Source organism: Pseudoalteromonas sp. TAP-3C, from assembly GCF_059888565.1.
This window is the reverse complement of sequence record NZ_CM187618.1, coordinates 307,421-331,413: the sequence shown is the minus strand read 5'-3', so window position 1 is coordinate 331,413 and position 23,993 is coordinate 307,421. Positions and strand designations below refer to the sequence as shown.

Genomic DNA, 23,993 nt, shown 5'->3' with positions numbered 1-23,993 from the left:
ACTATTAATTAAAATTAAAAGTAACTGTACTTGCTTAATGTTGTTTGGTGCGTCTTAAACTACGTTCAATTCGAGAATGCTCTTTACCCGCTTCAAGCAATGCTTCTTCAATATAGGCTAAATGCGCATTACTCGCTAAACGAGCTTGTTCAGGATTACCGTCAATCACCGCATCCATTAATAAACGCCTGTGCTCGGCTAATTGCTGGCTTATATCTGACTTTTTAAGTAACACCGTTAAATTTTGTAAAACATTTTGCTCAAGTAGGCTTTGCATACCTCTGACTAAATGCAATAACACTACGTTATGAGACGCCTCAGCAATGCAAAAATGAAAGTCATTAATCGCTTTGGCTTTTTGCTTTAGTTCATCTTTAGCTAATGCAATCTGCTCAAAGCTTTGTTTTACTTTTGCAAAGTCGTTGCTTGTTCCGCGAAGTGCCGCGTAATAAGCCGCAATTCCCTCTAGCGCATGACGAAATTCTAATAAATCAAACTGCGATTCGGGGTGTTTACTGATCAAATCAAACAACGGATCAGTGAGCCCTTCTTCCAATTGATTTTTTACATAGGTGCCACCACCTTGGCGCCGAGTTACCAACCCTTTTGCCTCAAGCTTTTGAATGGCTTCACGCAACGACGGGCGCGACACTTCAAATTGCTTAGCAAGTTCACGTTCCGGTGGTAACTTTTCTCCTGGTGCTAACGACCCCTCAAGAATCATGTTCTCAAGTTGCTGTAAAATAACATCAGATAATTTTGCCGCTTTAATTTTTAAAGACATTAATCAACGTCCGCGTTGTATAAGTGCTAGCAGCCCGTTTTATCAGGCTTTCAGCTGAATAACTCAACCAAAAAGGTAAATTGGTCATACCAAATTTTGACATACGTTATCAAAAACCGCGATTACTGTCAATTTGCATAGCTTTTAAAGCCCTAATGCAGCGTAACGCAATTTAAACAAAGTTTAAATTATAGACAGATAACTAACAGTAAAAAAAGGGAAATAATAAGAAAAAGCAAATGGTCAGACCAGCTAATTTAAATTTTCGGGGTTCGGCAATAGGATAAAACGTTGAGCAATTTGCAAACATATTTTTACAAGGCGGGAGTTTACCTCGCGCATGTATAGGTTAAAGGTTTTAAGCCCGCAGCTCGTAGCCCGCAAGAAACAGTAAAGTGCGCGGCATAAAGCCCCGCCTACGATTAACCCAACACTATGCTTAGCTTAATCTCTGCCTAGAACCTAAAACCAGGCACCAAATATATTTATTTTTTGAACCACAGAGGGTACAGAGGCGCTTCGCGCTCCACAGAGGGAACAACCATTGATTGTCACTTACTCTGCATTCTCTGTGGTAAATAAATTACTTAAAAACTATTACACAAAGAAAGGATAATGAGGGTAAAGAGGTTTTAAGCTCGTTGCTCATTACCCGCAGCTCGCCAACACCAAGCTAAATACAGTGCTGGGCTTAATCTCTGCCTAATACCTATAACCTAATACCTGCTCTTTAACTCAGCCCACCAAACAAGGTCATTAAGGCAATAAGCGCAAGATAAAACAGTACGTTGCGCTTAACTAGTTTTATCATACAGGTGGCTTCAAAAGTACAGCCGTAGTAGCGCGCTTCAATTTGCTCGCAGGCCAGTGCTGTACAAGTAACCACCTTACGATTAGGGCTTGAAAAATCAAGCACATACTGCAACCAACAGCTAGTACCTTTATTAAAGTTACCAATCACCAAATAACCAAAGCTGGTAATTCGGGCCGGTAACCAGTCAAGCCAAAACAGCAAGCGATGAATAAGCTTAAAATGTTTAGCGATTACTTCATCACGGTTATCACTGACCAAGTCAGCAAACGTACGCACTAACGCATAAAATACCGCACCAGCAACGCCTAATACCACAAACCAAAATATTACCGCGCAATAAAACCGAAAATTAACCCACGCCAGTGTTTGTCCTACGGTTTCACCGCCTTTTTGCTGCTCAGTGCGTTTTTGCCCTAATTGCAGTGCATACAAAGACGCCGCCGTTTGATCGCCGCGTGTAAGTGCATTTAAGTACGACTTATACAAAGCTCGATGCTTAGCACAACCAAAGCACACCAATAACACCACCACATTAAAAGCAAGCTGCCACAAAACAAAATCAGATAAAAAATACAAGCACGCTATTACAACCACAGGCAACAACAACCAAATTAAAAACCCTGTGGCGGTGCCAAATAAGCCTTTATTGGTTAATAAGTTAAGGCTGCGAGTTAAGTAGCCATTAGCATAATAGCTTATTTGCCAATGGGCAGAGCGCGCACCTAAACGCTCAAGTATCAGTGCTATTATTATTGAAACCAAAATCATGTTGTTACTCGCTTAACTTAATTATTTAATTAGTTTAAAAAACTTACGCCAGTCAAAGCTTATGCCAGGGTCAGTTTTACGCCCGGGGGCAATATCACAATGCCCCACTATATTACTGGCTGTAATGTTTGGATAGTGCTGCATAATGGCGTCAACCAACCTTGCTAAACTTTGATACTGCGCCTGCGTGTAAGCAATGGTATCGGTACCTTCAAGCTCTATACCTATACTAAAATCATTACAATTTTGTTGTCCGGCAAAACTAGAGCGCCCCGCATGCCATGCACGCTTGGTAAAAGGCACATACTGTATAATTTCGCCACAGCGCTTAATAAAACAATGCGCCGATACCCTAAGCCCAGCTAAATCACTAAAGCTAGGGTGTGCATTGCAATCAATACACCCCATAAATAAATCATCAACATACGGGGTATTAAACTGCCCCGCCGGCAATGAAATATTGTGAATAACCAACAGTGAAATATCACTATTAGCGGGCCGCTCGTCAAAGTGGTTACACACACGCTGTGATAAAGTACTTATAACCCCAGAAGAATCTATGTTCATACTGTATCATTTAAAATTCACATAACTCGATGCTAATTGATCTTTAAGCAAAATGGTAGGGGTTCGGGGTTCAGGGTTCAGGGTTCGGGGTTCGGGGTTCGGGGTTCGGGGTTCGGGGTTCGGGGTTCGGGGTTCGGGGTTCGGGGTTCGGGGTTCGGGGTTCGGGGTTCGGGGTTCGGGGGTCGGGCTTCGGGGGTCGGGCTTCGGGGGTCGGGCTTCGGGGGTCGGGCTTCGGGGGTCGGGCTTCGGGGGTCGGGCTTCGGGGGTCGGGCTTCGGGGTTTTAACCCGCAGTGCCTGTAGCAGCGGGTTTACCCCGCGTTTGTTTGTGTTTTTTTATTTTATGCTTTGATAAACCTTAACGCGACATAAAGTCGCTGCTACCTAAAATATCACACATTTGTAGCAGATGTATGGACTCCTCCCCATTAACGAGAGAGTACGGTATAAAGAAGTTGCAAAAAATCTTTTACCCAATAAGGAGTCCATACATGACACAGTCTAATTTAATTGCTATTGATTTAGCAAAAAACATTTTCCAAGTAGCGCAGTTTAAAGGCAATAAACTCAAATCTAATAAAGCAGTTAATCGCCAAGCATTACTTGAGTTATTAGTTAAAGCAAAACCATCAGTTGTTGCGATGGAGGCATGCGCAAGCGCTCAATATTTTGCACGCACAGCGCAATCCTTTGGTCATGAAGTCATGTTGCTTGACCCTTTATTTGTTAAAGCATTTAGACAAGGCCAAAAAACAGATGCAAACGATGCAATCGCAATCGCCGTTGCTAGTCGAGCCCCCAATGTTCGCTCATGTAAAATTCTTACCATTGAAGAGCAGGCTTTACAATCACTTAGCAAGGTAAGAGCGTTAGCAGATAAACAAAAAATTCAATTATCAAATCAAATACGCGGTTTGCTACTTGAGTTTGGTATTGTGATTAACCAAAGTGAAGCCGCATTTAAAGCAGCCATACCGGATATTTTGGAAGATGATGAAAATGCACTGCCGCTAGAACTAAAACATGCGCTCGCGCTGAGTTACGCTCTTTATAAACAGCAGTGCGACAATAAAGTAGAGTTGCAAAAACAAATAGAGCGTATTTCAAAACAAAATGATGGCTGTCAACGCTTAATGGCACTTGAAAGCGTCGGCCCTATAACGGCTATCGAGCTCCTGTCTTTTTTAGGCAATACATCACAGTTTAGTGACGCAAGAGGTGCAGCAGCGTGTGCGGGTGTCACGCCATTACAATACTCAACAGGGGGTAAAGCAAAAATAGGCCGAATTCCAAAAAGACGAGGAGGCGCATTAAGACGCAATCTTTTTTTAGGCGCCCGTTCGGTTGTCAGTAAATTAAAAAATAGAGAAGCCAGGACAGAAAAAGAGCGGTGGATAAAAAACCTACTTACACGCAAAAGCGTCAAATGTGTTGCTATCGCATTAGCAAACAAAACAATGCGAACAGCCTATGCTTTACTTAAAAATGGAACGAGTTATGAGCCAACATTACTGACAGCATAAAATAAAAGAGTAAAAAGTCAGTAAGCAACAGAATTGAACAAGCCAAGATAGAGCATTGAGTGGTGAGACCCACCCTTGAGAGCCTGAAAACCCGCTAGTGTACGAAGATACCGTTTAGCAGATAAGGCACAAGGGCGCGAAAACATCAAAGTGGCCGAGGTAGCGCCTCATTAGAGCCCGTATATAAGCACGCAATCACATCATCTTAATGCAAAAAAGGCTTGTGCAATTGGAGGAGTCCATATAAGCGGGTTCACCCCGCGTTTTGATTAAAAATGCGCGAGGTAAACTCCCGCCTTGTATTTGGTTAACACCGAGGTTTAATGTTTAACCTTTAAAAACGCGACATAAAGTCGCTGCTACAGGGTTATAAAAGGCGATCTTTCCACTGCTCAATAGGCAGTGGTTTTGAAAATAAATAGCCTTGAAATAAGTTACAGCCGCGTTGCTTTAAATAGTTGAATTGGGCAGTTTCTTCGACGCCTTCTGCTACGCTGTTTACGCCAAGCGCTTTGGCCATGTCGATGATCATATTAACAATGGTTTTGCTAGAGTGATCTTCAGTATCCATAATACCGTCAACAAAGTATTTATCAATTTTAAGCTCTGAAATAGGCAGCTCTTTTAAGTAACTCAAACTTGAATAACCGGTGCCAAAGTCATCTATTGAAAACCTAAAACCTAATTTATTTAGCTCTAGCATCGTATTTTTTACCAACTCTATATCTGAAACTAAGGTGGTTTCGGTCAATTCAATAATTAAGCTTTGTGGTAACACTTGCCACTTTTGTACGCTGGCTAGTAGCTTTTCTTTAAAATCAGAGGCGACTATTTGTTTGGCGCTTATGTTAACCGCTATGCGGGTGCTTTTTTTTAATTGGCCTACTTGATGCAATAACTGGCAAACCCGATCAATCACCCAATCGCCAATTTTAATAATTGCCTCGCTTTCCTCTGCTATCGGTATAAATTCAGCAGGGCTTATAAAACCAAGCTCTGGTGAATGCCAACGTAGTAATGCTTCAGAACAATGAAAACTATGTTCATCAGCAAACTGTGGCTGAAGGACCAGTTTTAACTCGTCGCTTTTATCGACATTTATTAGCAAATAACGAATTTTATTGGTGCGTTCATAACGTTTTAACGCATCTAAATCAGCGAAATAATAGCCAAAGGGCGCCAACTTTTTAGCTTGTTTTAACGCATACTCTAACTTATTAAACATGGAGTCGTATGAGTCTTTACGTGGATCGATAATAGCGCTGCCTAAAGAGCCGCTTAATACTACGTCAAAGTTGCTGATCTGATGGGTAAAGTTATCTAACGCTAAAATTTTTGCATCTATTTTTGGTTGCTGCTGCTCTAAGTCAACTAAACTAGCGCTTGGGTAACTACTGATAATTAAAAACGAGTCAACACCATTTTTATAAAGCTTATAATCACCCTCAATTGCTTTAGAGAGTTTTTTAGCGGCTAATATGAGTGCTTCGTTACCGGCTTCAATACCATACTTAAAGCTGACGAATCCCCACAAAATAAAAATTAATGGTAGACTCTCATGATTATTTGTGATCAAATTTTTTCACTATAAAAAAACTCACTCATAATCATGAAAGCCACCGAAATATTACACAAAGATATTGCCATTGCCTACCCTGAAATTCATAAAACACGTTTAAATACAGTCTTTACGTTTGTTAACTCAGGCTTGCGTGACCAGCGCGTTACTGTCACTTACCTAGGCCGCGGATTAAAATCATTTTCTAATACCGATAAAAAACATGATATTAAACGCGCAGACCGTTTGATTGGTAATGCTAACCTGCATCAAGAACGTCTTTGTTTCTATGAACATATGACCGAATGCTTAGTAGGCCAGCAACAACACCCACTTATTATCGTTGACTGGTCACCTATTAATGGCGGCGAAATATTTCAAGTGCTCAGGGCAAGCATACCAATGGGGGGAAGAGCGTTAACGCTCTATGAAAAAGTGTATCCTGAAAGCGAATTAAATACCGAAGCGGCTCATCAACACTTACTCGATAGCTTGGCACAGTGTTTACCTGCAGATTGTCAGCCTATTATTTTATCTGATGCTATTTTTAGAACGCCATGGTTTAAAGCCATAGAAGATAAAGGCTGGTATTGGCTTGGGCGCGTCAGAGGCAATGTGACCTTATCTAGCGACCTTGAGACATGGCGAAATTGTAAATCATGGTTTGAGCAAGCAACAGATAAACCACACCTTCTGACACAGATTTACTACGGAAAAACAGTTCGTTTCGCGTGCCAAGGTGTTTTGTTTAGAGGGAAAAACAAGGGACGTAAAAAAATCAAAAAACGGGGTGGGCAATCTCAATGTACAACGGTTAAATACCAACAACAAAAGGCCAAAGAGCCTTGGCTACTTGTGTTTAATTTACCTACACAATTTACAGATAAGCCTCAACGGATTGTGACTTTATATAAACAACGTATGCAAATAGAAGAAAGTTTCAGAGACACTAAGAATGCAAAACTTGGCATTAGTTTAGCCTTTGCAAATTCAAGAAGCGCAGAAAGGTTTGATAATTTATTGCTCATAGCGGCGTTAATGTTGTTTGTCTTATGGTGCATAGGGTACACCGTGTCGGCACAACAAGGGGATGCGGCATTACAAGCGAATACAGAGAAAAAACGACGAGTATTGTCCTATATTTATCTTGGCAAAGAAGTGGTTGATGATCCTAGGTATGAGCCTGATGGGCAGTTCATTATTTATGTGTATAGCCAGTTGTCACTTCTGACTATACAAATTGATAATTTAGGCTAAATTCGTGGGGATCTCTCAGTACTTAAAGTTAAATTGAGCGAGTTTATCCATGTCTAATAATGATGCGTAAATATAACTATTATCCGATCTTCCGCACCCATTTTAAGAATAAATCCGCTGATATTTTTCACCCAAGCAATCAACAATGGTTTGATTGCGCGGTTGCATATTCGCCACTATGGGTGGTTTATCTGGTATGTACATGATGATGATATGCTCGAAGCACTGGAACACCCAGCGTGCTGTGGGGCGTTGGCCCGGCTTGTATTTCATCGTGGGGAAGTAGCAGTCTTTCTCCACCAAGGTTTTACGGATTTGGTGCTCTAACCCCGCGTACACCATTAGGCAGCAAGTCATTACCATGAGTAACGCTTCAATGCGCTCAGGCTTTTTCAGGTAAATAGCGCTCGTAAGGAAGTCGGGACTTTTCAAGAATCGAAAGCCTTTTTCCACGTTTTGCTGCGCTTTGTACCTGCTCAGCAAGCTGGCCATATCAAGATGGTCGCTAACATCATTGGTGGCAATAATAAATAACCCCAGTTGTTGTAAAGCGGCTTTTCTGGATGCCAGTGGTGTGCATAATGCACCCGTAATCTGGTATTCGATACGCTCAGGTAACTGCCCTGCTTTAGGGCGTCCTGCTCCCTTAAAAATGGCTACTTCAACAACATTTGCATCCACATCACATACCGCTTGTTTACCTCGCCATTTTATAAGGGCGCTTTGTGCGTCATTTTGGCAAGCGAAGCGTTGTTGGCACAGTTTTTTAAAGCTTTTGCGGGCAACTTCTCCGGCTTTTAGCATACGCTTGTTCAGGTTATGCTGCTCTCGCTTATACGCCTGCTCACTGCGAATGAGTAGCCATTTTTGTTTCACCCCCCCGTATTCACTGTCATAACTCACGCCTTCATAGCCTGGTGAGATAGGGGTGAAATTCAAGTTAGGCGCTTGCTTAACAAGGGTTTTAGCTTCTTTGAGGGTTTGCGGTACCCGCGTAATGAACAGTTGGCCTTGAGTATGTAAATCTACAATCGTTTCTTGCACATACAAGGCGGCATCGGCCACCAAATAGCGGCTGGCTTGCGCGGCTTTTAAACTGCCAATATGCGCCTTTACAATCTGTTTAAAGCCTTCCATGTCATTACTGTTGCCACTGGCAGGCTTCATATAAACCGGTATGCCGGATTGGTTCTCACAGATAAGATTGAGTATCACTTGGTTGAGCTCAGGGCGATGGTCGCGCGAATAACCTTTCGCGATACGGATAGGTTTTGGTTCGTCATCATCAGGCTCGCTTGTCGCTTTGCCATCGTAATGAAAGCTTGTTGAATCAAGGTGTAAAGCTTCGGTTTGTAACCCTAATTTCTCTACCACCGCCTCACCCAATTGCTGATACAGCTTCGATACGCCGTATTCATATAAGGTGTCTAAACAGCGACCAAGCGCATCGTCGTTGATGTGCTCGGACTTTACGCCTTCACCAATTAATCTATCAAGCGGCTTGCCTTGAAAATACTCGCTGTACATATGCAGTGTGCGGCCAGTGAAACCTAGGCCGTTTAGCACCATAGCCAACACTAATTGACCACAACTGATGTTGCGCTCAGGCGCCACGCCACCGAGTGCGTTATCAATAATATCGACAAAACCTAGATCGTGACAAAATCCAGCAACTAAGCCGTGGTGTTCGAGTTTTTGGGCATAAGGGATAGACATAAATACGCGCTCTCAAAAGAGAGTAATAGATCAAATATAGGGATCGCCGTCAAGTATTTTTTAACAACAACAGTCTAACCGCTCAATTAATGAGCAGGTTTAATTCAAAATAGGGGTGCGGAATGACAGCTATTATTTAAGCTGGCGCTTTGCAGTAAACTTCTGCATTCGCGTTCAAACCAGCGTTTATTTTTTAAGCCAGTGATAGGATCTGAGTAGGCTAAGTTATAGATGGTATCTTGCGCTTTGAGTTTTTCACTTATATCACGCACTACGCCAATGTATTCTATTGAGGTATCGTTGAGTGCTTTGGTAAGCGACAACTCAATTTGAAAAATAGTACCATCGCATTTACGAGCGGGTAATTGCCTACCCACACCAATTATTTTAGCTTCCCCCGTTTGTTCATAATTTTGCATATAAGAATGGTGTTTAGAGGCATAGGGTTCGGGCATTAAATTATTTATAGATAGCCCTAACATTTCGCTGTGCTTGTAACCAAACATACTAAGCGCTGTTTTATTACAGTGAACAATAACCCCTTTTTGGTTAATGGTAATAACCGCATCGTTAAGGTTGTCTAAAATGGTTTCAAGGCGGTTGTTTTTATCTTCAACATTGGCTCTTAAATCGTACTCTACAGTAACATCTTCAATGGCCCCCTGAACGGCTGTTAAATTTTTATTATTAAAAACAGGGTGCCCACTGGTACGCACCCACTTAGTTTGCCCTTTCGCATCTATAAATTTAAAGTCTTCACAATAGGGTAAGCCAAGAGTTTGTAAGCGCTCGAAAAGCTGACGAATTCGCGATTGTTCCTTTTTGCCAGCATAATACCCAAAAGCTTGAGATGGGGTGAGTTTAGTATCGCTCGAGAGCCCGTAAATTTTATAAGCCTCTGGCGAGTAAAGTAACTCATCCGTTACCACTTTATATTCCCATGTGCCTACTTTAGCCATGCTTTGTACAGCATTAGATAATAGTGTTTGCGAACTTGATTTATTTTCTAAAAAGCATTTTTGCAAGTAAACCCCTGCATAGTTTGCAACTGTCATTCCGCACCCCTATTTTGAATTAAACCTGCTCATTAATTGAGCGGTTAGACTGTTGTTGTTAAAAAATACTTGACGGCGATCCCTATATTTGATCTATTACTCTCTTTTGAGAGCGCGTATTTATGTCTATCCCTTATGCCCAAAAACTCGAACACCACGGCTTAGTTGCTGGATTTTGTCACGATCTAGGTTTTGTCGATATGATTGATAACGCACTCGGTGGCGTGGCGCCTGAGCGCAACATCAGTTGTGGTCAATTAGTGTTGGCTATGGTGCTAAACGGCCTAGGTTTCACTGGCCGCACACTGCATATGTACAGCGAGTATTTTCAAGGCAAGCCGCTTGATAGATTAATTGGTGAAGGCGTAAAGTCCGAGCACATCAACGACGATGCGCTTGGTCGCTGTTTAGACACCTTATATGAATACGGCGTATCGAAGCTGTATCAGCAATTGGGTGAGGCGGTGGTAGAGAAATTAGGGTTACAAACCGAAGCTTTACACCTTGATTCAACAAGCTTTCATTACGATGGCAAAGCGACAAGCGAGCCTGATGATGACGAACCAAAACCTATCCGTATCGCGAAAGGTTATTCGCGCGACCATCGCCCTGAGCTCAACCAAGTGATACTCAATCTTATCTGTGAGAACCAGTCAGGCATTCCGGTTTATATGAAGCCTGCCAGTGGCAACAGCAATGATATGGAAGGCTTTAAACAGATTGTAAAGGCACATATTGGCAGTTTAAAAGCCGCGCAAGCCAGCCGCTACTTTGTGGCCGATGCCGCCTTGTATGTGCAAGAAACCATTAAAGATTTACATACTCAAGGCCAACTGTTCATTACGCGGGTACCGCAAACCCTCAAAGAAGCTAAAACCCTTGTTAAGCAAGCGCCTAACTTGAATTTCACCCCTATCTCACCTGGCTATGAAGGCGTGAGTTATGACAGTGAATACGGGGGGGTGAAACAAAAATGGCTACTCATTCGCAGTGAGCAGGCGTATAAGCGAGAGCAGCATAACCTGAACAAGCGTATGCTAAAAGCCGGAGAAGTTGCCCGCAAAAGCTTTAAAAAACTGTGCCAACAACGCTTCGCTTGCCAAAATGACGCACAAAGCGCCCTTATAAAATGGCGAGGTAAACAAGCGGTATGTGATGTGGATGCAAATGTTGTTGAAGTAGCCATTTTTAAGGGAGCAGGACGCCCTAAAGCAGGGCAGTTACCTGAGCGTATCGAGTATCAGATAACAGGCGTGTTGTGCACACTGTTAGCGGCACGGGAGAGTGCGTTGCAACAATTAGGGTTATTTATTATTGCCACCAATGATGTGAGCGAGCACCTTGATATGGCCAGCTTGTTGAGCAGTTACAAAGCGCAGCAAAACGTGGAAAAAGGCTTTCGCTTTTTAAAAAGTCCCGACTTCTTAACCAGCGCCATTTACCTTAAAAAGCCTGAACGCATTGAAGCCTTACTCATGGTGATGACCTGCTGCTTAATGGTGTATGCAGGGCTGGAGCACCAAATCCGTAAAACCTTGGTGGAGAAAGACTGCTACTTCCCCACGATGAAATACAAGCCGGGCCAACGCCCCACGGCACGCTGGGTGTTCCAGTGCTTCGAGCATATCATCATCATGTACATACCAGATAAACCACCCATAGTGGCGAATATGCAACCGCGCAATCAAACCATTGTTGATTGCTTGGGTGAAAAATATCAGCGGATTTATTCTTAAAATGGGTGCGGAAGATCGGTTGCAAAACTTAATAATGTCGATTTATAAGGCTCAAGAGTTTGCTGAGCATTACAATAAAGCCCCACTAACACGCCGGTTAATATGCCATCGTCATTTAAAATAGCGGCACCAATATAGGCATTGGCATTAACTGTTTGTAAGAGTTTATTTTCAGGGTAACAAAGCGTTAAGTCATGAGTGATAAAACACAGCTCTTGCTTTAAAAGTGGCTCACAAGGGGAGCCTTTTAACTAGTAAGAAAAGTTCTCAATAATATTGCCGCGGTGTAAAACTAACTGTGTGGTCGCTAATTTATTTTTATCAACAGAGGCTATAAACAAGTAATCAGCTTTTATTTCTTGTTGCAGCGCACTCAATTGCGTACTTAAATTTGCACATTGCGAATACGATGCATCATTAAATATGTCTGTATTTGAGCGTTTGCTAGCCTTGCTCACTTTATTACCCTACTTTAAAAGAAAGGCCAAGCGAGGCTAATGCCTTAGAGTGCTTTTCAATAGCAGCAGATTCTGCACCAACACAATCTGCCTGTGCTAAATTATCTGAAGACGCACTATTAATATTTGCAATATTGCGGCTAATTTCTTGCGAGACCATACTTTGCTCCTCTGTAGCTGTTGAAATTTGTGTTGCTAAATCAGAAATATCCGTAATAGCGGCATAAACTTTAGTGACGACATCTTGCGTGTTGCGTGTTTCTTTTACACAGCTGTTAGCCGCATTTTTACCTACTTCCATGGTTTTAGACCAGTTGAGTAAGGTAGATTGCATTTCTGATATCGACGTTTGAATTTGCTCTGTAGCTGTGTGTGTTCTGCTTGATAATGCACGCACTTCATCGGCAACCACAGAGAAACCTCTCCCATGTTCACCTGCTCGCGCAGCTTCAATAGCGGCGTTAAGTGCAAGTAAATTAGTTTGATCAGCAATGCCTTGAATTTCCTGCATTATGCTGCCAATTTTTTCAGCCTCTTTTGCAAGTTCAACAGCAGAACTTGCTGATTTTTCAACCTCAGTAGCCAATAACGACACCTCTCGCATTGTGCCAGACATGGCTTGTGTTGCTGTTTCACAATCTTTATGTGCTTGCTGTACTCGCTGATTGGTCACTAAGGTGTTTTTTGCTACTTCATCTATTGAATGAACCATTTCTTCAACGGCAGAAGACACTTGTTGTAATTCTGCCGCTTCTTTTTCAACGCCGGCCTGCGCTGCTTCGGCGCACATTTTAAGTGAATCAGCCCCTTTGCTAAGACTTAAGGTACCATCAATAATACGACCAACAATGGTGGTGACTTTACCCTCAAGCAATTTAACCTGAAAATCTTTAAAGCTGAGGCTATCGCTACCAGAGTAAACATGACGAGAGACACTATCAGTGCCTTTTCTGGTTTTTTTTAGCGCACTTTGTGAGCGAATGAGTTCTTCATAAAAAATAATAAAAGGCAGCGGTACAAACAACAAGCATAACCAAAATAGGTAACTGGTTAGCCACGCAATTAACGCAGCACACCCTATAAATAGCGGGTACTTTAATGCGGTGATTTTTTCACTTAAGGGGGTAATTGATTGGCCCTTGTTTAAACGTTGATAAAGCTTTTGTGCACGATTTTTATACTCTGGAAGGAGTTGTTGACGAACTGATTGATACCCCACTTTTTTGCCGTTTTCATAAATAGGGGTAACAAATGCATCCACCCAATAGTAGCGGCCATCTTTACATCTATTTTTTACGGCTCCTCGCCATGCGGTATCACTTTTTAAATTAGACCACATATCAGCAAATGCAGCAGAAGGCATGTCGGGATGACGAACCATATTATGGTTTTTTCCAACGAGCTCATTAATTGTATACCCTGAAACGTTGCAAAAATTGTCATTTGCATAAGTAATAACACCACGTAAATCTGTCGTAGAAACTAACTCTTCGTCAATGCCAAATGAAACTTCCTGGTCTACTGTTGCTTGATTCTTTCTACTCATATTGATGGCTACTTAATTTGATTAAAGCGTAATTTTTGCGGATGTTAGTTTATTATTGTTTGAAACACAACTGCACCTCGTTACTAGATTCTGGCTAAGATAGATGCCAAATGATTAAAATATACATTTTAAAAACATAAAGTTACAAAAAACAATAAACTCTGTTAAAAACTTACTAGCAAAGTTTAGACGTTATAATATGGGTTAGCCAAAAAATGACAAAAAAAATGCCACCAAATGGTGGCATTTACACACGGGGGTATTTCTACTTATAGAAATTTGTTACTTTGTACCTATTACAAAAAAGTAACATTATAGCTAACTTCAAGCAAGCAAAACTGCCTAACTGTTAACTCATTAAACCAGTGGGTTATATTTTAATGCAGACGTATTTTTCTTCTAAGTACTCATCTAACCCTTGATGCCCGCCTTCGCGCCCAAGGCCTGATTGCTTTACCCCACCAAATGGCGCAACAGGGTTAGAAATAACCCCTTCATTTACTCCTATCATGCCAAATTCTAGCCCTTCACTTACACGGTAAATTTGTTTGATATTTTGACTATAAAAATACGCAGCTAAACCATAAGGTACATCGTTAGACAGTGCTAAAACTTGCGCTTCGTCATCAAACGGGATCACACTGAGTACTGGCCCAAACACCTCTTCGTGGTAAATATCCATGTGTGTAGTAACATTCGTAAGTATTAATGGATTTTGAAAACTACCACCTAAATTGCTGTTATCTCCAATTAGCGTAGCGCCTTTATCAAGCGCATCTTGAACGAGTTGTTGTACTTTTTGTTTAGCCTCGGGATATATAAGCGGGCCAATATCAACATTGTCCTCAAAACCGTTTGCCACTTTTAATGCTGCAACTTTAGGGGTTAATTTTTTTAGCACTTTATCTATAATACTGCGATGAATAAATACACGGTTTGCAGCAACACATGCTTGACCACTGTTTCTAAACTTAGCGGCCATTAATCCATCAATGGCATCGTCAATGTCGGCATTATCAAAAATAATAAATGGGGCATTACCGCCAAGTTCCATTGAAGTACGTTTTATTGTAGATGCACATTGCGATAGCAATTGCTTACCTACTCCGGTAGAGCCAGTAAAAGTAAACTTGCGTACCACCTCTGAGTCAGTCAACATTTTGCCAACTTTTTTGGCGTTTTGTGATACCAGCACATTAAATGCGCCTTTAACAAAGCCAGCTTGATCAGCTAAGTACGCTAAAGCAATCGCGCATAATGGGGTGTGCTCAGAAGGTTTTAAAATGAAACTACAGCCAGCAGCATAAGCGGGGGCCACTTTTCGAGTTACCATAGCAACAGGAAAGTTCCACGGGGTAATGCCAGCAACAACTCCAACAGGTTGTTTATAACTGGTTAAACGGTGGGTGTTATCGGTGGCGGGGATCACATCACCATAGCTTCGCTTGGCCTGCTCTGCAAACCACTTTATAAAACCAGCACCATACTCTATTTCACCGAGAGATTCTTTAAGCGGTTTCCCCTGCTCTTTAGTCATAAGGGTTGCCAGTGTTTGTTTGTGTTTTATTACCAAGTCATACCAGCGCATTAAGGTTTCACTTCGCTCGGTGGCATTAGTGGCTTTAAGCTTTACAAAAGCGCTTTTTGCGGCGTCAATCGCATTATTTACACCTTGCTCGTCAATGTCACTAACCTCTATGATACTTTTTTCGCTAGCGGGATCAATAACGCCAAAGCGAGTATCGGTTTTATAAAACTCACCGTTTATAAACGAGTCTGAAAAAATAAGATCATTCAAAATACACCTCCTAAATAAGCTTCGGGTTTCGGGCTTCGGGTTTCGAGCTTCGAGCTTCGAGCTTCGAGCTTCGAGCTTCGAGCTTCGAGCTTCGGGCTTTGGGCTTCGAGCTTCGGGTTTCGGGTTTCGGGTTTCGGGTTTCGGGTTTCGAGCTTCGAGCTTCGATTAAAAAGCCTTGTGGTTAACGCTGCAAGGTTTTTAATTTTAATTTACCCGCGCCTCATAACCCGTCGCTCGTAACCCTTTACCTTGGCTTTTAACCTTTAAAAAAGTCGCGGGGTGAACCCGCTGCTACACAATTCCGAGGATTTTCAAGCTTAACCCGCGACTCGCAGCCCGAAGCTCGTATACTTTCGCCTTTAACTCTTAAAAAAGACGCGGGGTAAACCCGCTGCTACACAATTCCGAGGATTTTCAAGCTTAACCCGCGACTCGCAGCTCGTAACTCTTTACCTTTCGCCTTTAACCTTTAACCTTTAAAAAAATCGCGGGGTGAACCCGCTGCTACACAATTCCGAGGGTTTTCAAGCTTAACCCGCGACTCGCAGCTCGTAACTCTTTACCTTTCGCCTTTAACCTTTAACCTTTAAAAAAATCGCGGGGTAAACCCGCTGCTACACAATTCCAAGGGTTTTCAGGCTTAACCCGCGACTCGCAGCCCGAAGCTCGTATACTTTCGCCTTTAACTCTTAAAAAAGTCGCGGGGTAAACCCGCTGCTACACAATTCCGAGGGTTTTCAAGCTTAACCCGCTGCTACTTATACAAACAAAAAAGCCGCGGTGTTAAACAGCGGCTTTTAATATAATAGTCATTAATTAAAAACTAGTGATCTTCATTAACGATATTGAGATTGTACTTGGGTATTTCAACCACTAAGTCTTCATCTCTAATAATTGCTTGGCAACCTAAACGTGACTCGGGCTCTAAGCCCCAGGCTTTATCTAGCATGTCATCTTCTAGCTCGTCACTTTCATCAAGTGAATCAAAGCCTTCACGGATCACTAAATGACAGGTGGTACACGCACATGATTTTTCACAGGCATGGGGAATACTAATGCCATTTTTAAGCGCGACATTAAGCAGCGTTTCACCAGCCGGGGCTTCAATTGCAGCGCCGTCAGGACACAACTCCGGATGAGGAAGAAAAACAATTTGTGGCATTCTGATCTCTCTTATATATTGTCTACTGACTGCCCGGTGAGGGCTTTTTTAATTGATGCATCCATTCTGCGTGCGGCAAAATCACTACTCGCGTTATCCATTTTCTCAATAGCGGCTTTTATTTCATTTGGTTGTTGCGCACTTTGGCGTACTTTTACAAGCTCGCTTATTTCAGCTTTTAACACCGCTAATTGCTCAGGCTCAAGTAAGTCGCCATCGGCTGCTAATGAGGCTTGCATTGCTTCTATTACACGAAGCGCTTCAACTTGCTGCTCTTTTAACATGCGTGCTTGCATATCCCCTTTGGCATTGCTCATTGACTCTTTTAGCATATTCGCAACTTGGTCATCTGACAAACCAAACGACGGTTTAACTTGAATTTCTGCTTGTATACTGGTTGATTTTTCCATAGCTGAGACGCTTAATAAACCGTCTGCATCAACTTTAAAGGTAACACGAATATGCGCAGCACCCGCCGCCATGGGGGGGATACCTTTTAAGCTAAATTTTGCAAGCGATCGGCAATCGTCAACTAGTTCACGTTCACCTTGCAGTATATGCAACGACATAGCCGTTTGACCATCTTTAAAGGTGGTAAATTCTTGTGCGCGCGCAACCGGAATTGTGGTGTTACGTGGAATGATTTTTTCAACCAAGCCGCCCATGGTCTCCAGCCCTAACGACAGTGGCAACACATCGAGCAATAACATATCTGAGTCAGGTTTATTACCAACCAATACGTCAGCTTGTAGCGCAGCACCGAGTGCAACAACACGATCAGGGTCGATTGAGGTTAGTGGCTCTTTATCAAAAAACTCACCGACTTGAGTTCGCACTAATGGCATACGGGTTGAACCACCTACCATTACAACTTGCAATACTTCTTGGTTTTCAATACCGGCATCTTTTACTGCACGACGACATGAACGGAGCGTTTTTTTAACCAGCGGCATTGCCAACTCGTTAAATTTTTCACGCGTTACTTCAACCATGTATTTTTCATTGTCGAATTCAAGGCCAACATTTACTTTTTCGTATTGGCTTAGTGCTTCTTTACAGGCTTTGGCTTTATTAATAAATAAACGCAACACCGAGGGCGATAATCCCGCTACACCAGTTTGCTGTTTAAGGTAATCCACTAATAATGAGTCAAAGTCATCGCCGCCTAGACTCGAATCGCCGCCAGTAGCCAATACCTCAAACACACCTTTATTAAGGCGCAATATAGAAATATCAAAGGTACCGCCGCCTAAATCATAAACAGCAATAATACCTTCTTGAGCGGAATCTAAGCCATAGGCTACCGCGGCTGCTGTCGGCTCGTTTAATAAGCGCAATACGTTTATACCTGCCAGTTCTGCCGCGTCTTTAGTGCTTTGACGTTGTGCATCGTCAAAATAAGCAGGGACGGTAATGACTGCGCCAAGTATTTCTTGGTTACCAAAGCTTTGCTCTGCTCGCACTTTAAGTGCGCCTAAAATATGACTTGAGGCTTTAACTGGGCTGATTTTCCCAGCTGCGGTGTCAATGGCAAGTGCGCCATTATCATCACAAAATTGATAAGGCAGCTGACCATAGCTTTGCTCTATTTCTGCTTGCGTTTTACCTAAAAAACGTTTAACTGAAATAAGCGTATTAAGGGGATCGAGTGTAGCTGCTTGCATTGCATCATTACCCACGGTAATGCCGCCTGCTTGATAACGCACTACCGATGGTAACATTGCTTCGCCTGATTCATCAGTAATAGTGCGTGCTTCGCCACTTTGTACGGTTGCAACCAATGAGTTTGTGGTGCCTAAATCAATGCCAATCGCTAGTTTATGTTCATGTGGTGCCGCGCTCTGCCCCGGCTCAGCAATTTGCAATAATGCCATAATGCTCTTTAAACTCGTGTTGCTTGCTTTACAGCAAGTAATTAATCGTCAAATAAACTGTCTTCAATGCGTTCAAGTTCGTCTTGTAACTTATATACAAATTTTAGTTTGCGAATGTTGTCGGCGGCGTGTTGATACTGTTGCTCATCGTTGCTTGCAAGTTGCTCAGCCAGTTCGTTGCTATACTGGGCTTTTAATTGCGTTATTTGCGACTCAAAATTAGCAATTGCACTCTCTGGTTCATTTGCAGAGGCAAGTTCTTCAAGCTCCTCACGCAGTTCCATTTGTTGCATCAGGAATATTGGATCTTGCAGTGTTTGCTGCTCAGCGCGAATATCAACGCCAAGTTCACTTAACATGTACTCTGCACGTTTAACCGGGTGCTTAAGTGTTTGTAGCGCGTCGTTAATTTCAGCGGTGCTTTGTACCGCCATTAGTTTATCACGACTGCTGGCATTAGCATGGCGATCAGGGTGTACAGCACGTTGTAATTCTAAGTAGTGCTTGTTGATCATTGCCAAATCAATATTGTAGTCAACCGGTATTGCAAATAACTCAAAATAACGCATAACTTCTCACAAATAACAAAGCCCTACATTAATTGGCAGGGCTTATTTATACCTAATCAACTTAGGTACTAAGAACATATTTACGCTTAAACGGTAAAGCTTTCGCCACAACCACACTCATCAGCTTGGTTAGGGTTATTAAATTTAAACCCTTCATTTAAGCCTTCTTTAGTGTAGTCGAGCTCAGTGCCATTGATATAAACTAAGCTTTTAGCGTCAACAATTAAGGTCACACCTTTGGCTGCAAATGTTTCATCGTCGTCATTAAGCTCATCAACAAACTCAAGCACATAAGCAAGACCTGAACAGCCCGTCGTTTTAATGCCAACTCGTAGGCCAATGCCTTTGCCACGGTTTGCTAAAAATGATTGTACGCGGTTTGCTGCCGCATCTGTCAATGTCACTGCCATGAAAATCTCTTAGTTTGTATGTTTGCTTTTGTAATCTGCAATTGCTGCTTTAATTGCGTCTTCGGCTAAAATTGAGCAGTGAATTTTCACTGGTGGCAATTCTAGCTCTGCACTGATATCGGTGTTTTTAATGGTTGCCGCTTCATCTAATGTTTTGCCTTTAACCCACTCTGTTACCAGCGAAGATGAGGCAATTGCACTACCACAGCCGTATGTTTTAAATTTTGCATCTTCAATTATGCCATCTGCCGATACTTTAATTTGCAGTTTCATTACATCGCCACATGCTGGTGCGCCAACCATACCCGTTGCCACTGACGGATCATTTTTATCTAGTGCACCTACGTTACGTGGGTTTTCTACGTGGTCAATTACTTTGTTGCTGTAAGCCATAATTCTATCCTCATTACCTGCTAGGTATGAACGCCACTAATTAGTGATGCGCCCATTCAACTGAATCTAAATCAACACCTTCTTGGTGCATTTCCCAAAGAGGAGACATTTCACGTAAACGACCAATAGAGTTTTTGATTAGTTCGACGGTATAATCAATCTCTTCTTCGGTCGTAAAACGGCCAATACTAAAACGAATCGAGCTATGTGCTAACTCGTCGTTGCGCCCTAAAGCACGCAATACGTAAGAAGGCTCTAAGCTTGCCGACGTACAGGCTGAACCTGACGACACTGCAATATCTTTTACTGCCATTAATAACGATTCACCTTCAACAAAGTTAAAGCTGATATTAACAATACCTGGCACTGACTGATCTTGTGTACCGTTAAAATACACTTCGTCCATATCGGTTAAAATACCATCGATTAAGCGTTTACGTAATGCACTGATGTGCGCATGGTCTTTTTCAAAATCTTGCTTTGCAATTCTAAATGCTGTGCCCATACCGACTAGCTGATGCGTTGCCAATGTACCAGAGCGCATACCGCGTTCATGACCGCCACCGTGCATTTGAGACTCAAGACGTGCACGTGGTTTACGACGAACATACAAAGCACCAACGCCTTTAGGGCCGTATGCTTTGTGTGCTGAAAACGACATAAAATCTACTTTGGTTTGCTGCACATCGATTAACACTTTACCCGCGCTTTGTGCTGCATCTACGTGGAACATAATTTTGCGTTCGCGACACATTTCACCAATGGTGTTGATGTCTTGAATTACACCAAGCTCGTTATTTACATGCATAATACTGACAAGTACGGTATCGTCACGCATAGTGTCGGCCAGTTTTTGCAAATCGAGTAAGCCGTTTTCTTCAACGTCCATATAAGTTACTTCAAACCCTTGACGCTCAAGCTCACGACAGGTGTCGAGCACTGCTTTGTGTTCAGTTTTAGCGGTAATAACATGCTTACCTTTTTTCTTGTAAAACTGAGCGGCACCTTTAATGGCAAGGTTATTTGATTCTGTTGCACCCGATGTAAATACGATTTCACGTGGGTCTGCATTAATTAAATCAGCAATATCGGTGCGCGCCTGATCAACAACTTCTTCAGCTTGCCAACCAAAACGGTGTGAACGCGATGCTGGATTACCAAAATTACCGTCCATAGTCAGGCATTGCATCATTTCTTTGGCAACTCGTTCGTCAACAGGCGTAGTTGCTGCATAATCTAAATAAATCGGTAACTTCATTTCTCTCTCCGCTGCAGGTCAACCTTAAAGTTGACAGCTTACTTGAATATTTTCCAACTGCTTAATTGCATCCTTAACGCTGTTTTCTTGGCGAAGCGCGACGGCTTTAACGTCGGCTTTTTCAACCAGTTCAGCTAAGGTAATATTATTTAAAAATTCTTCTATTCGAGCGCTTAAGTCTGACCACAATGTATGGGTTAAACAACGCATGCCGCTTTGGCAACCAATATCGCTTCGCTGACAGCGTGTAGCGTCAACAGATTCATCTACCGCATTAATCACATCGCCAACAGAAATAACGTCGGCTTTGCGCCCAAGTAAATAGCCCCCACCAGGGCCCCTAACAGAGCTAACTAGTCCATTTTTACGTAAACGGGCAAATAACTGCTCAAGATAAGACAAAGAAATTTCTTGTCGCTGCGAAATGTCTGCAAGCGCTACAGGGCCGATATTTGCATGTAGTGCAACATCCAGCATGGCTGTAACGGCATATCTGCCTTTTGATGTTAACTTCATAACGCCCCCCACACAAAAGAGTGCAAATTTTAATTACCAGAGTAAATTAGTCAAGTATTATTAGTTCTAGGTTCTAGGTTCTAGGTTCTAGGTTCTAGGTTCTAGGTTCTAGGTTCTAGGTTCTAGGTTCTAGGTTCTAGGTTCTAGGTTCTAGGTTCTAGGTTCTAGGTTCTAGGTTCTAGGTTCTAGGTTCTAGGTTCTAGGTTCTAGGTTCTTCAAAGTTTCAATACTTGAGTATTTTAGTCAAGTATTGTGCTTATTGTAATTACCTGAGCATTTTAGTCAAGTATTAGTGTGAGGTCTAATACGATTCTATATAACCAATCACTATTTTATAGACTTGTTTATTGAGGTAAGAATACCTCGTAAAATATTCATCTCTGCGTCTTCTGGGCGCGCTCGGTTAAATAAACGGCGTAATTTAGTCATTACCATGCCTGGGTGCTGTTTGATAATGAAGCCGGTTTTGAATAATGTTTCTTCAAGGTGCTCATAAAACAACTCTGTTTGTTTAGATGACGGGTACTCTGTATCGTCTTCAACTGTTTGCTTTGGCTGTTGATTTAAAAATGCCATACGAGTTTCATAACATAGTGTTTGTACGGCCATCGCTAAATTAAGCGAGCTATATTCTGGGTTAGCAGGAATACACACATGGTAATTACACAGTTGTAACTCTTCATTAGTTAAGCCGCTGTTTTCACGACCAAACACCAAAGCAACCGGGCCATTAACGGCTTCGCTAACTAGTTTTTCTCCACACTCTCGTGGCTCAACCATTGGCCAAGACAACGTGCGCGAACGGGCGCTGGTACCAATAGTTAATGCACAATCAGCAATGGCATCAGCAACACTATCAACGATTACCGCATTACCTAGTACATCGGTAGCACCGGCAGCAAGCGCACTGGCGTGACTGTCTATTTCACAAGCAGGGTCTACAAGGTATAACTTTGATAATCCCATGGTTTTCATGGCACGTGCCGCTGAACCAATATTACCAGAATGCGAGGTATTAACTAAAACAATGCGAATATCATCTAAGATCATTACAGTGCTACTTATCGAGTACAAAAAAATTGCGCAAATTCTAACATGAAAACGCGCACAGATCCTATCTTCAATAGTCGAGATCTAAAAGAACAGTTCGAGCTACGAGCTACGAGCTATAAACCCTAGCTCCTAATCACTTCCCTAGCACTAGCACCTAATCCCTTTAATCTCTTACTCTGTATTTTATTTACCTCTGTGGTAAATAAAATAACTAAAAAATATAACAATAAGCCACCCTGTGGCTAACGTAAGCAAGCTCTACGCCTACAAAATATTTTAATTTACCCACGCCCCGAATGTCGCTGCAAACAAACTATGGTTTCAGCGACACCGAAGCCCGTCGCTCGTGGCCCGTTAGCCTTTAACCTAAACCATCGCGGCTTTTACATACACATCAAAGCGGTTCTTTTTAGTTTTGATTTGCATGCTGGGGGGTTTATCATTTAAAAATGGCGCGTAATCGGGGCGTTTAACCACAACACGTTTGCTGGCGAGGGGATAAGCAAACTCGAGCAAGTCATCGGCATCGTTATCAGCGCCCACTAATTCTTGAAACACCCGCATTTCTTTTTTAACCAGCGCTGATTTTTCACGGTGCGGAAACATCGGATCTAAATATACGACATCAGGTATGCTGGTGCATTGGGCAAGTAAGGTATGGCTTGAGCCAAAAATTAGGCTCATATTTTGCTGCATCCATGGGCCTATTTCACTGTCGTTATTAGCGCGTTGCAGGCCATCGTATAACAGCGCGGCAACCACTGGGTGGCGTTCATGCAAAATGACTTTACACCCTAATGATGCCAGTACAAAACCGTCGCGGCCAAGGCCTGCTGTGGCATCGAGTACAACTGGGGTAGCGCCCTTATTTAGGCCAACGGCTTTAGCTATTGACTGCCCTTTACCACCACCAAATTTACGTCTGTGTGCAGCGCCACCACTGACAAAATCAACGTTAATAGCCCCTAATTTAGGTTCATCGGTTTTGTACAGGCTTAGTCCTTTATCATCGTAATGCAAGCTAAAACCACTGCTTTGCTCTGCCCATTGAGCAAGCCCAAAGCGTGTTTCTAGCTCATTTAAATAGGGCCGACATTCTTTAAACGCACACTGTATAACCACTTTACACTCCGACGATAAATTTCATCGCCATTATACCCAAACAACGCCCATTTACGAA

At 42.4% G+C, this 23,993-nt stretch carries 21 protein-coding genes; 3 read left to right on the top strand and 18 right to left on the bottom strand.

Annotated elements, in window-relative coordinates; genetic code table 11:
* Window positions 1-34: 34 nt before the first annotated feature.
* The 3 genes from pdhR to ampD form a co-directional block, all read right to left on the bottom strand.
* The gene (pdhR, locus tag AC6H44_RS01525; protein ID WP_500737062.1) at window positions 35-784 is read right to left on the bottom strand and encodes a pyruvate dehydrogenase complex transcriptional repressor PdhR; all 750 of its coding nucleotides are present in this window, start codon (window positions 782-784) and stop codon (window positions 35-37) included.
* A gap of 730 nt (window positions 785-1,514) precedes the next feature.
* On the bottom strand, window positions 1,515-2,366 hold the full coding sequence (gene ampE, locus AC6H44_RS01520) for a beta-lactamase regulator AmpE (RefSeq protein ID WP_500737060.1): 852 nt from the start codon (window positions 2,364-2,366) through the stop codon (window positions 1,515-1,517).
* A 21-nt stretch (window positions 2,367-2,387) separates the two neighbouring features.
* Window positions 2,388-2,933 carry a 1,6-anhydro-N-acetylmuramyl-L-alanine amidase AmpD gene (gene ampD / locus AC6H44_RS01515; protein ID WP_500737059.1) on the bottom strand — a complete coding sequence of 182 codons (546 nt, stop codon included), beginning with the start codon at window positions 2,931-2,933 and terminating at the stop codon, window positions 2,388-2,390.
* 489 nt (window positions 2,934-3,422) lie between these two features.
* Here ampD and AC6H44_RS01510 point away from each other — a divergent pair, with 489 nt between their 5' ends.
* Window positions 3,423-4,454 (top strand): IS110 family RNA-guided transposase, encoded by a 1,032-nt coding sequence (locus AC6H44_RS01510; protein WP_500736053.1) that lies wholly within the window; start codon window positions 3,423-3,425, stop codon window positions 4,452-4,454.
* A gap of 367 nt (window positions 4,455-4,821) precedes the next feature.
* Here AC6H44_RS01510 and AC6H44_RS01505 read toward each other — a convergent pair whose 3' ends face one another.
* Window positions 4,822-6,030 (bottom strand): putative bifunctional diguanylate cyclase/phosphodiesterase, encoded by a 1,209-nt coding sequence (locus tag AC6H44_RS01505; RefSeq protein ID WP_500737058.1) that lies wholly within the window; start codon window positions 6,028-6,030, stop codon window positions 4,822-4,824.
* Between the two features lie 33 nt (window positions 6,031-6,063).
* On the opposite strand from AC6H44_RS01505, the gene AC6H44_RS01500 reads away from it, so the two are divergent.
* On the top strand, window positions 6,064-7,269 hold the full coding sequence (locus AC6H44_RS01500) for an IS4 family transposase (protein WP_500735106.1): 1,206 nt from the start codon (window positions 6,064-6,066) through the stop codon (window positions 7,267-7,269).
* Window positions 7,270-7,371: 102 nt separating this feature from the next.
* On the opposite strand, the gene AC6H44_RS01495 is transcribed toward AC6H44_RS01500, so the two are convergent.
* The gene (locus AC6H44_RS01495; protein ID WP_500737057.1) at window positions 7,372-8,985 is read right to left on the bottom strand and encodes an IS1634 family transposase; all 1,614 of its coding nucleotides are present in this window, start codon (window positions 8,983-8,985) and stop codon (window positions 7,372-7,374) included.
* 104 nt (window positions 8,986-9,089) lie between these two features.
* A complete protein-coding gene (locus tag AC6H44_RS01490) occupies window positions 9,090-10,040 on the bottom strand; it encodes a PAS domain-containing protein (RefSeq protein WP_500737056.1) in 951 nt (316 codons plus the stop codon).
* 122 nt (window positions 10,041-10,162) lie between these two features.
* Here AC6H44_RS01490 and AC6H44_RS01485 point away from each other — a divergent pair, with 122 nt between their 5' ends.
* Window positions 10,163-11,776 carry an IS1634 family transposase gene (locus tag AC6H44_RS01485; RefSeq protein WP_500736039.1) on the top strand — a complete coding sequence of 538 codons (1,614 nt, stop codon included), beginning with the start codon at window positions 10,163-10,165 and terminating at the stop codon, window positions 11,774-11,776.
* Between the two features lie 251 nt (window positions 11,777-12,027).
* On the opposite strand, the gene AC6H44_RS01480 is transcribed toward AC6H44_RS01485, so the two are convergent.
* From AC6H44_RS01480 to AC6H44_RS01425, 12 genes are all read right to left on the bottom strand, one after another.
* The gene (locus AC6H44_RS01480) at window positions 12,028-12,234 is read right to left on the bottom strand and encodes a hypothetical protein (RefSeq protein ID WP_500737055.1); all 207 of its coding nucleotides are present in this window, start codon (window positions 12,232-12,234) and stop codon (window positions 12,028-12,030) included.
* Window positions 12,235-12,238: 4 nt separating this feature from the next.
* The gene (locus AC6H44_RS01475; RefSeq protein ID WP_500737053.1) at window positions 12,239-13,780 is read right to left on the bottom strand and encodes a methyl-accepting chemotaxis protein; all 1,542 of its coding nucleotides are present in this window, start codon (window positions 13,778-13,780) and stop codon (window positions 12,239-12,241) included.
* Between the two features lie 370 nt (window positions 13,781-14,150).
* Window positions 14,151-15,578, bottom strand: a complete 1,428-nt coding sequence (locus AC6H44_RS01470) for an NAD-dependent succinate-semialdehyde dehydrogenase (protein WP_500737051.1) — start codon at window positions 15,576-15,578, stop codon at window positions 14,151-14,153.
* Window positions 15,579-16,401: 823 nt separating this feature from the next.
* On the bottom strand, window positions 16,402-16,740 hold the full coding sequence (fdx, locus tag AC6H44_RS01465; protein ID WP_500737050.1) for an ISC system 2Fe-2S type ferredoxin: 339 nt from the start codon (window positions 16,738-16,740) through the stop codon (window positions 16,402-16,404).
* 11 nt (window positions 16,741-16,751) lie between these two features.
* The gene (gene hscA / locus AC6H44_RS01460; RefSeq protein ID WP_500737048.1) at window positions 16,752-18,614 is read right to left on the bottom strand and encodes a Fe-S protein assembly chaperone HscA; all 1,863 of its coding nucleotides are present in this window, start codon (window positions 18,612-18,614) and stop codon (window positions 16,752-16,754) included.
* Window positions 18,615-18,655: 41 nt separating this feature from the next.
* Window positions 18,656-19,183: a co-chaperone HscB gene (gene hscB, locus AC6H44_RS01455; RefSeq protein ID WP_500737047.1), complete on the bottom strand. Its 528-nt coding sequence runs from the start codon at window positions 19,181-19,183 to the stop codon at window positions 18,656-18,658.
* Window positions 19,184-19,269: 86 nt separating this feature from the next.
* Window positions 19,270-19,593 carry an iron-sulfur cluster assembly protein IscA gene (gene iscA / locus AC6H44_RS01450; protein ID WP_500737046.1) on the bottom strand — a complete coding sequence of 108 codons (324 nt, stop codon included), beginning with the start codon at window positions 19,591-19,593 and terminating at the stop codon, window positions 19,270-19,272.
* Between the two features lie 9 nt (window positions 19,594-19,602).
* Complete coding sequence (gene iscU, locus AC6H44_RS01445) at window positions 19,603-19,986, bottom strand: Fe-S cluster assembly scaffold IscU (protein ID WP_500737045.1); 384 nt, start codon at window positions 19,984-19,986, stop codon at window positions 19,603-19,605.
* Window positions 19,987-20,026: 40 nt separating this feature from the next.
* Window positions 20,027-21,244, bottom strand: coding sequence for an IscS subfamily cysteine desulfurase (locus AC6H44_RS01440; RefSeq protein ID WP_500737044.1), 1,218 nt, complete (start codon window positions 21,242-21,244; stop codon window positions 20,027-20,029).
* 24 nt (window positions 21,245-21,268) lie between these two features.
* Window positions 21,269-21,760, bottom strand: a complete 492-nt coding sequence (gene iscR, locus AC6H44_RS01435) for a Fe-S cluster assembly transcriptional regulator IscR (RefSeq protein ID WP_500737042.1) — start codon at window positions 21,758-21,760, stop codon at window positions 21,269-21,271.
* Window positions 21,761-22,087: 327 nt separating this feature from the next.
* Entirely contained in the window at window positions 22,088-22,810 is a 723-nt protein-coding gene (gene trmJ / locus AC6H44_RS01430; protein WP_500737040.1) for a tRNA (cytosine(32)/uridine(32)-2'-O)-methyltransferase TrmJ, read from the bottom strand.
* A 369-nt stretch (window positions 22,811-23,179) separates the two neighbouring features.
* The gene (locus AC6H44_RS01425; RefSeq protein WP_500737038.1) at window positions 23,180-23,935 is read right to left on the bottom strand and encodes a class I SAM-dependent methyltransferase; all 756 of its coding nucleotides are present in this window, start codon (window positions 23,933-23,935) and stop codon (window positions 23,180-23,182) included.
* Between the last annotated feature and the right edge of the window lie 58 nt (window positions 23,936-23,993).

Coding starts and splice junctions, on each gene's coding strand:
- hscA (WP_500737048.1), bottom strand. CDS start 18,614: ATGGCATTATTGCAAATTGCTGAGCCGGGGCAGAGCGCGGCACCACAT.
- fdx (WP_500737050.1), bottom strand. CDS start 16,740: ATGCCACAAATTGTTTTTCTTCCTCATCCGGAGTTGTGTCCTGACGGC.
- AC6H44_RS01495 (WP_500737057.1), bottom strand. CDS start 8,985: ATGTCTATCCCTTATGCCCAAAAACTCGAACACCACGGCTTAGTTGCT.
- pdhR (WP_500737062.1), bottom strand. CDS start 784: ATGTCTTTAAAAATTAAAGCGGCAAAATTATCTGATGTTATTTTACAG.
- trmJ (WP_500737040.1), bottom strand. CDS start 22,810: ATGATCTTAGATGATATTCGCATTGTTTTAGTTAATACCTCGCATTCT.
- AC6H44_RS01475 (WP_500737053.1), bottom strand. CDS start 13,780: ATGAGTAGAAAGAATCAAGCAACAGTAGACCAGGAAGTTTCATTTGGC.
- AC6H44_RS01500 (WP_500735106.1), top strand. CDS start 6,064: ATGAAAGCCACCGAAATATTACACAAAGATATTGCCATTGCCTACCCT.
- iscU (WP_500737045.1), bottom strand. CDS start 19,986: ATGGCTTACAGCAACAAAGTAATTGACCACGTAGAAAACCCACGTAAC.
- iscR (WP_500737042.1), bottom strand. CDS start 21,760: ATGAAGTTAACATCAAAAGGCAGATATGCCGTTACAGCCATGCTGGAT.
- ampE (WP_500737060.1), bottom strand. CDS start 2,366: ATGATTTTGGTTTCAATAATAATAGCACTGATACTTGAGCGTTTAGGT.
- ampD (WP_500737059.1), bottom strand. CDS start 2,933: ATGAACATAGATTCTTCTGGGGTTATAAGTACTTTATCACAGCGTGTG.
- hscB (WP_500737047.1), bottom strand. CDS start 19,183: ATGCGTTATTTTGAGTTATTTGCAATACCGGTTGACTACAATATTGAT.
- AC6H44_RS01440 (WP_500737044.1), bottom strand. CDS start 21,244: ATGAAGTTACCGATTTATTTAGATTATGCAGCAACTACGCCTGTTGAC.
- AC6H44_RS01485 (WP_500736039.1), top strand. CDS start 10,163: ATGTCTATCCCTTATGCCCAAAAACTCGAACACCACGGCTTAGTTGCT.
- AC6H44_RS01490 (WP_500737056.1), bottom strand. CDS start 10,040: ATGACAGTTGCAAACTATGCAGGGGTTTACTTGCAAAAATGCTTTTTA.
- AC6H44_RS01510 (WP_500736053.1), top strand. CDS start 3,423: ATGACACAGTCTAATTTAATTGCTATTGATTTAGCAAAAAACATTTTC.
- iscA (WP_500737046.1), bottom strand. CDS start 19,593: ATGGCAGTGACATTGACAGATGCGGCAGCAAACCGCGTACAATCATTT.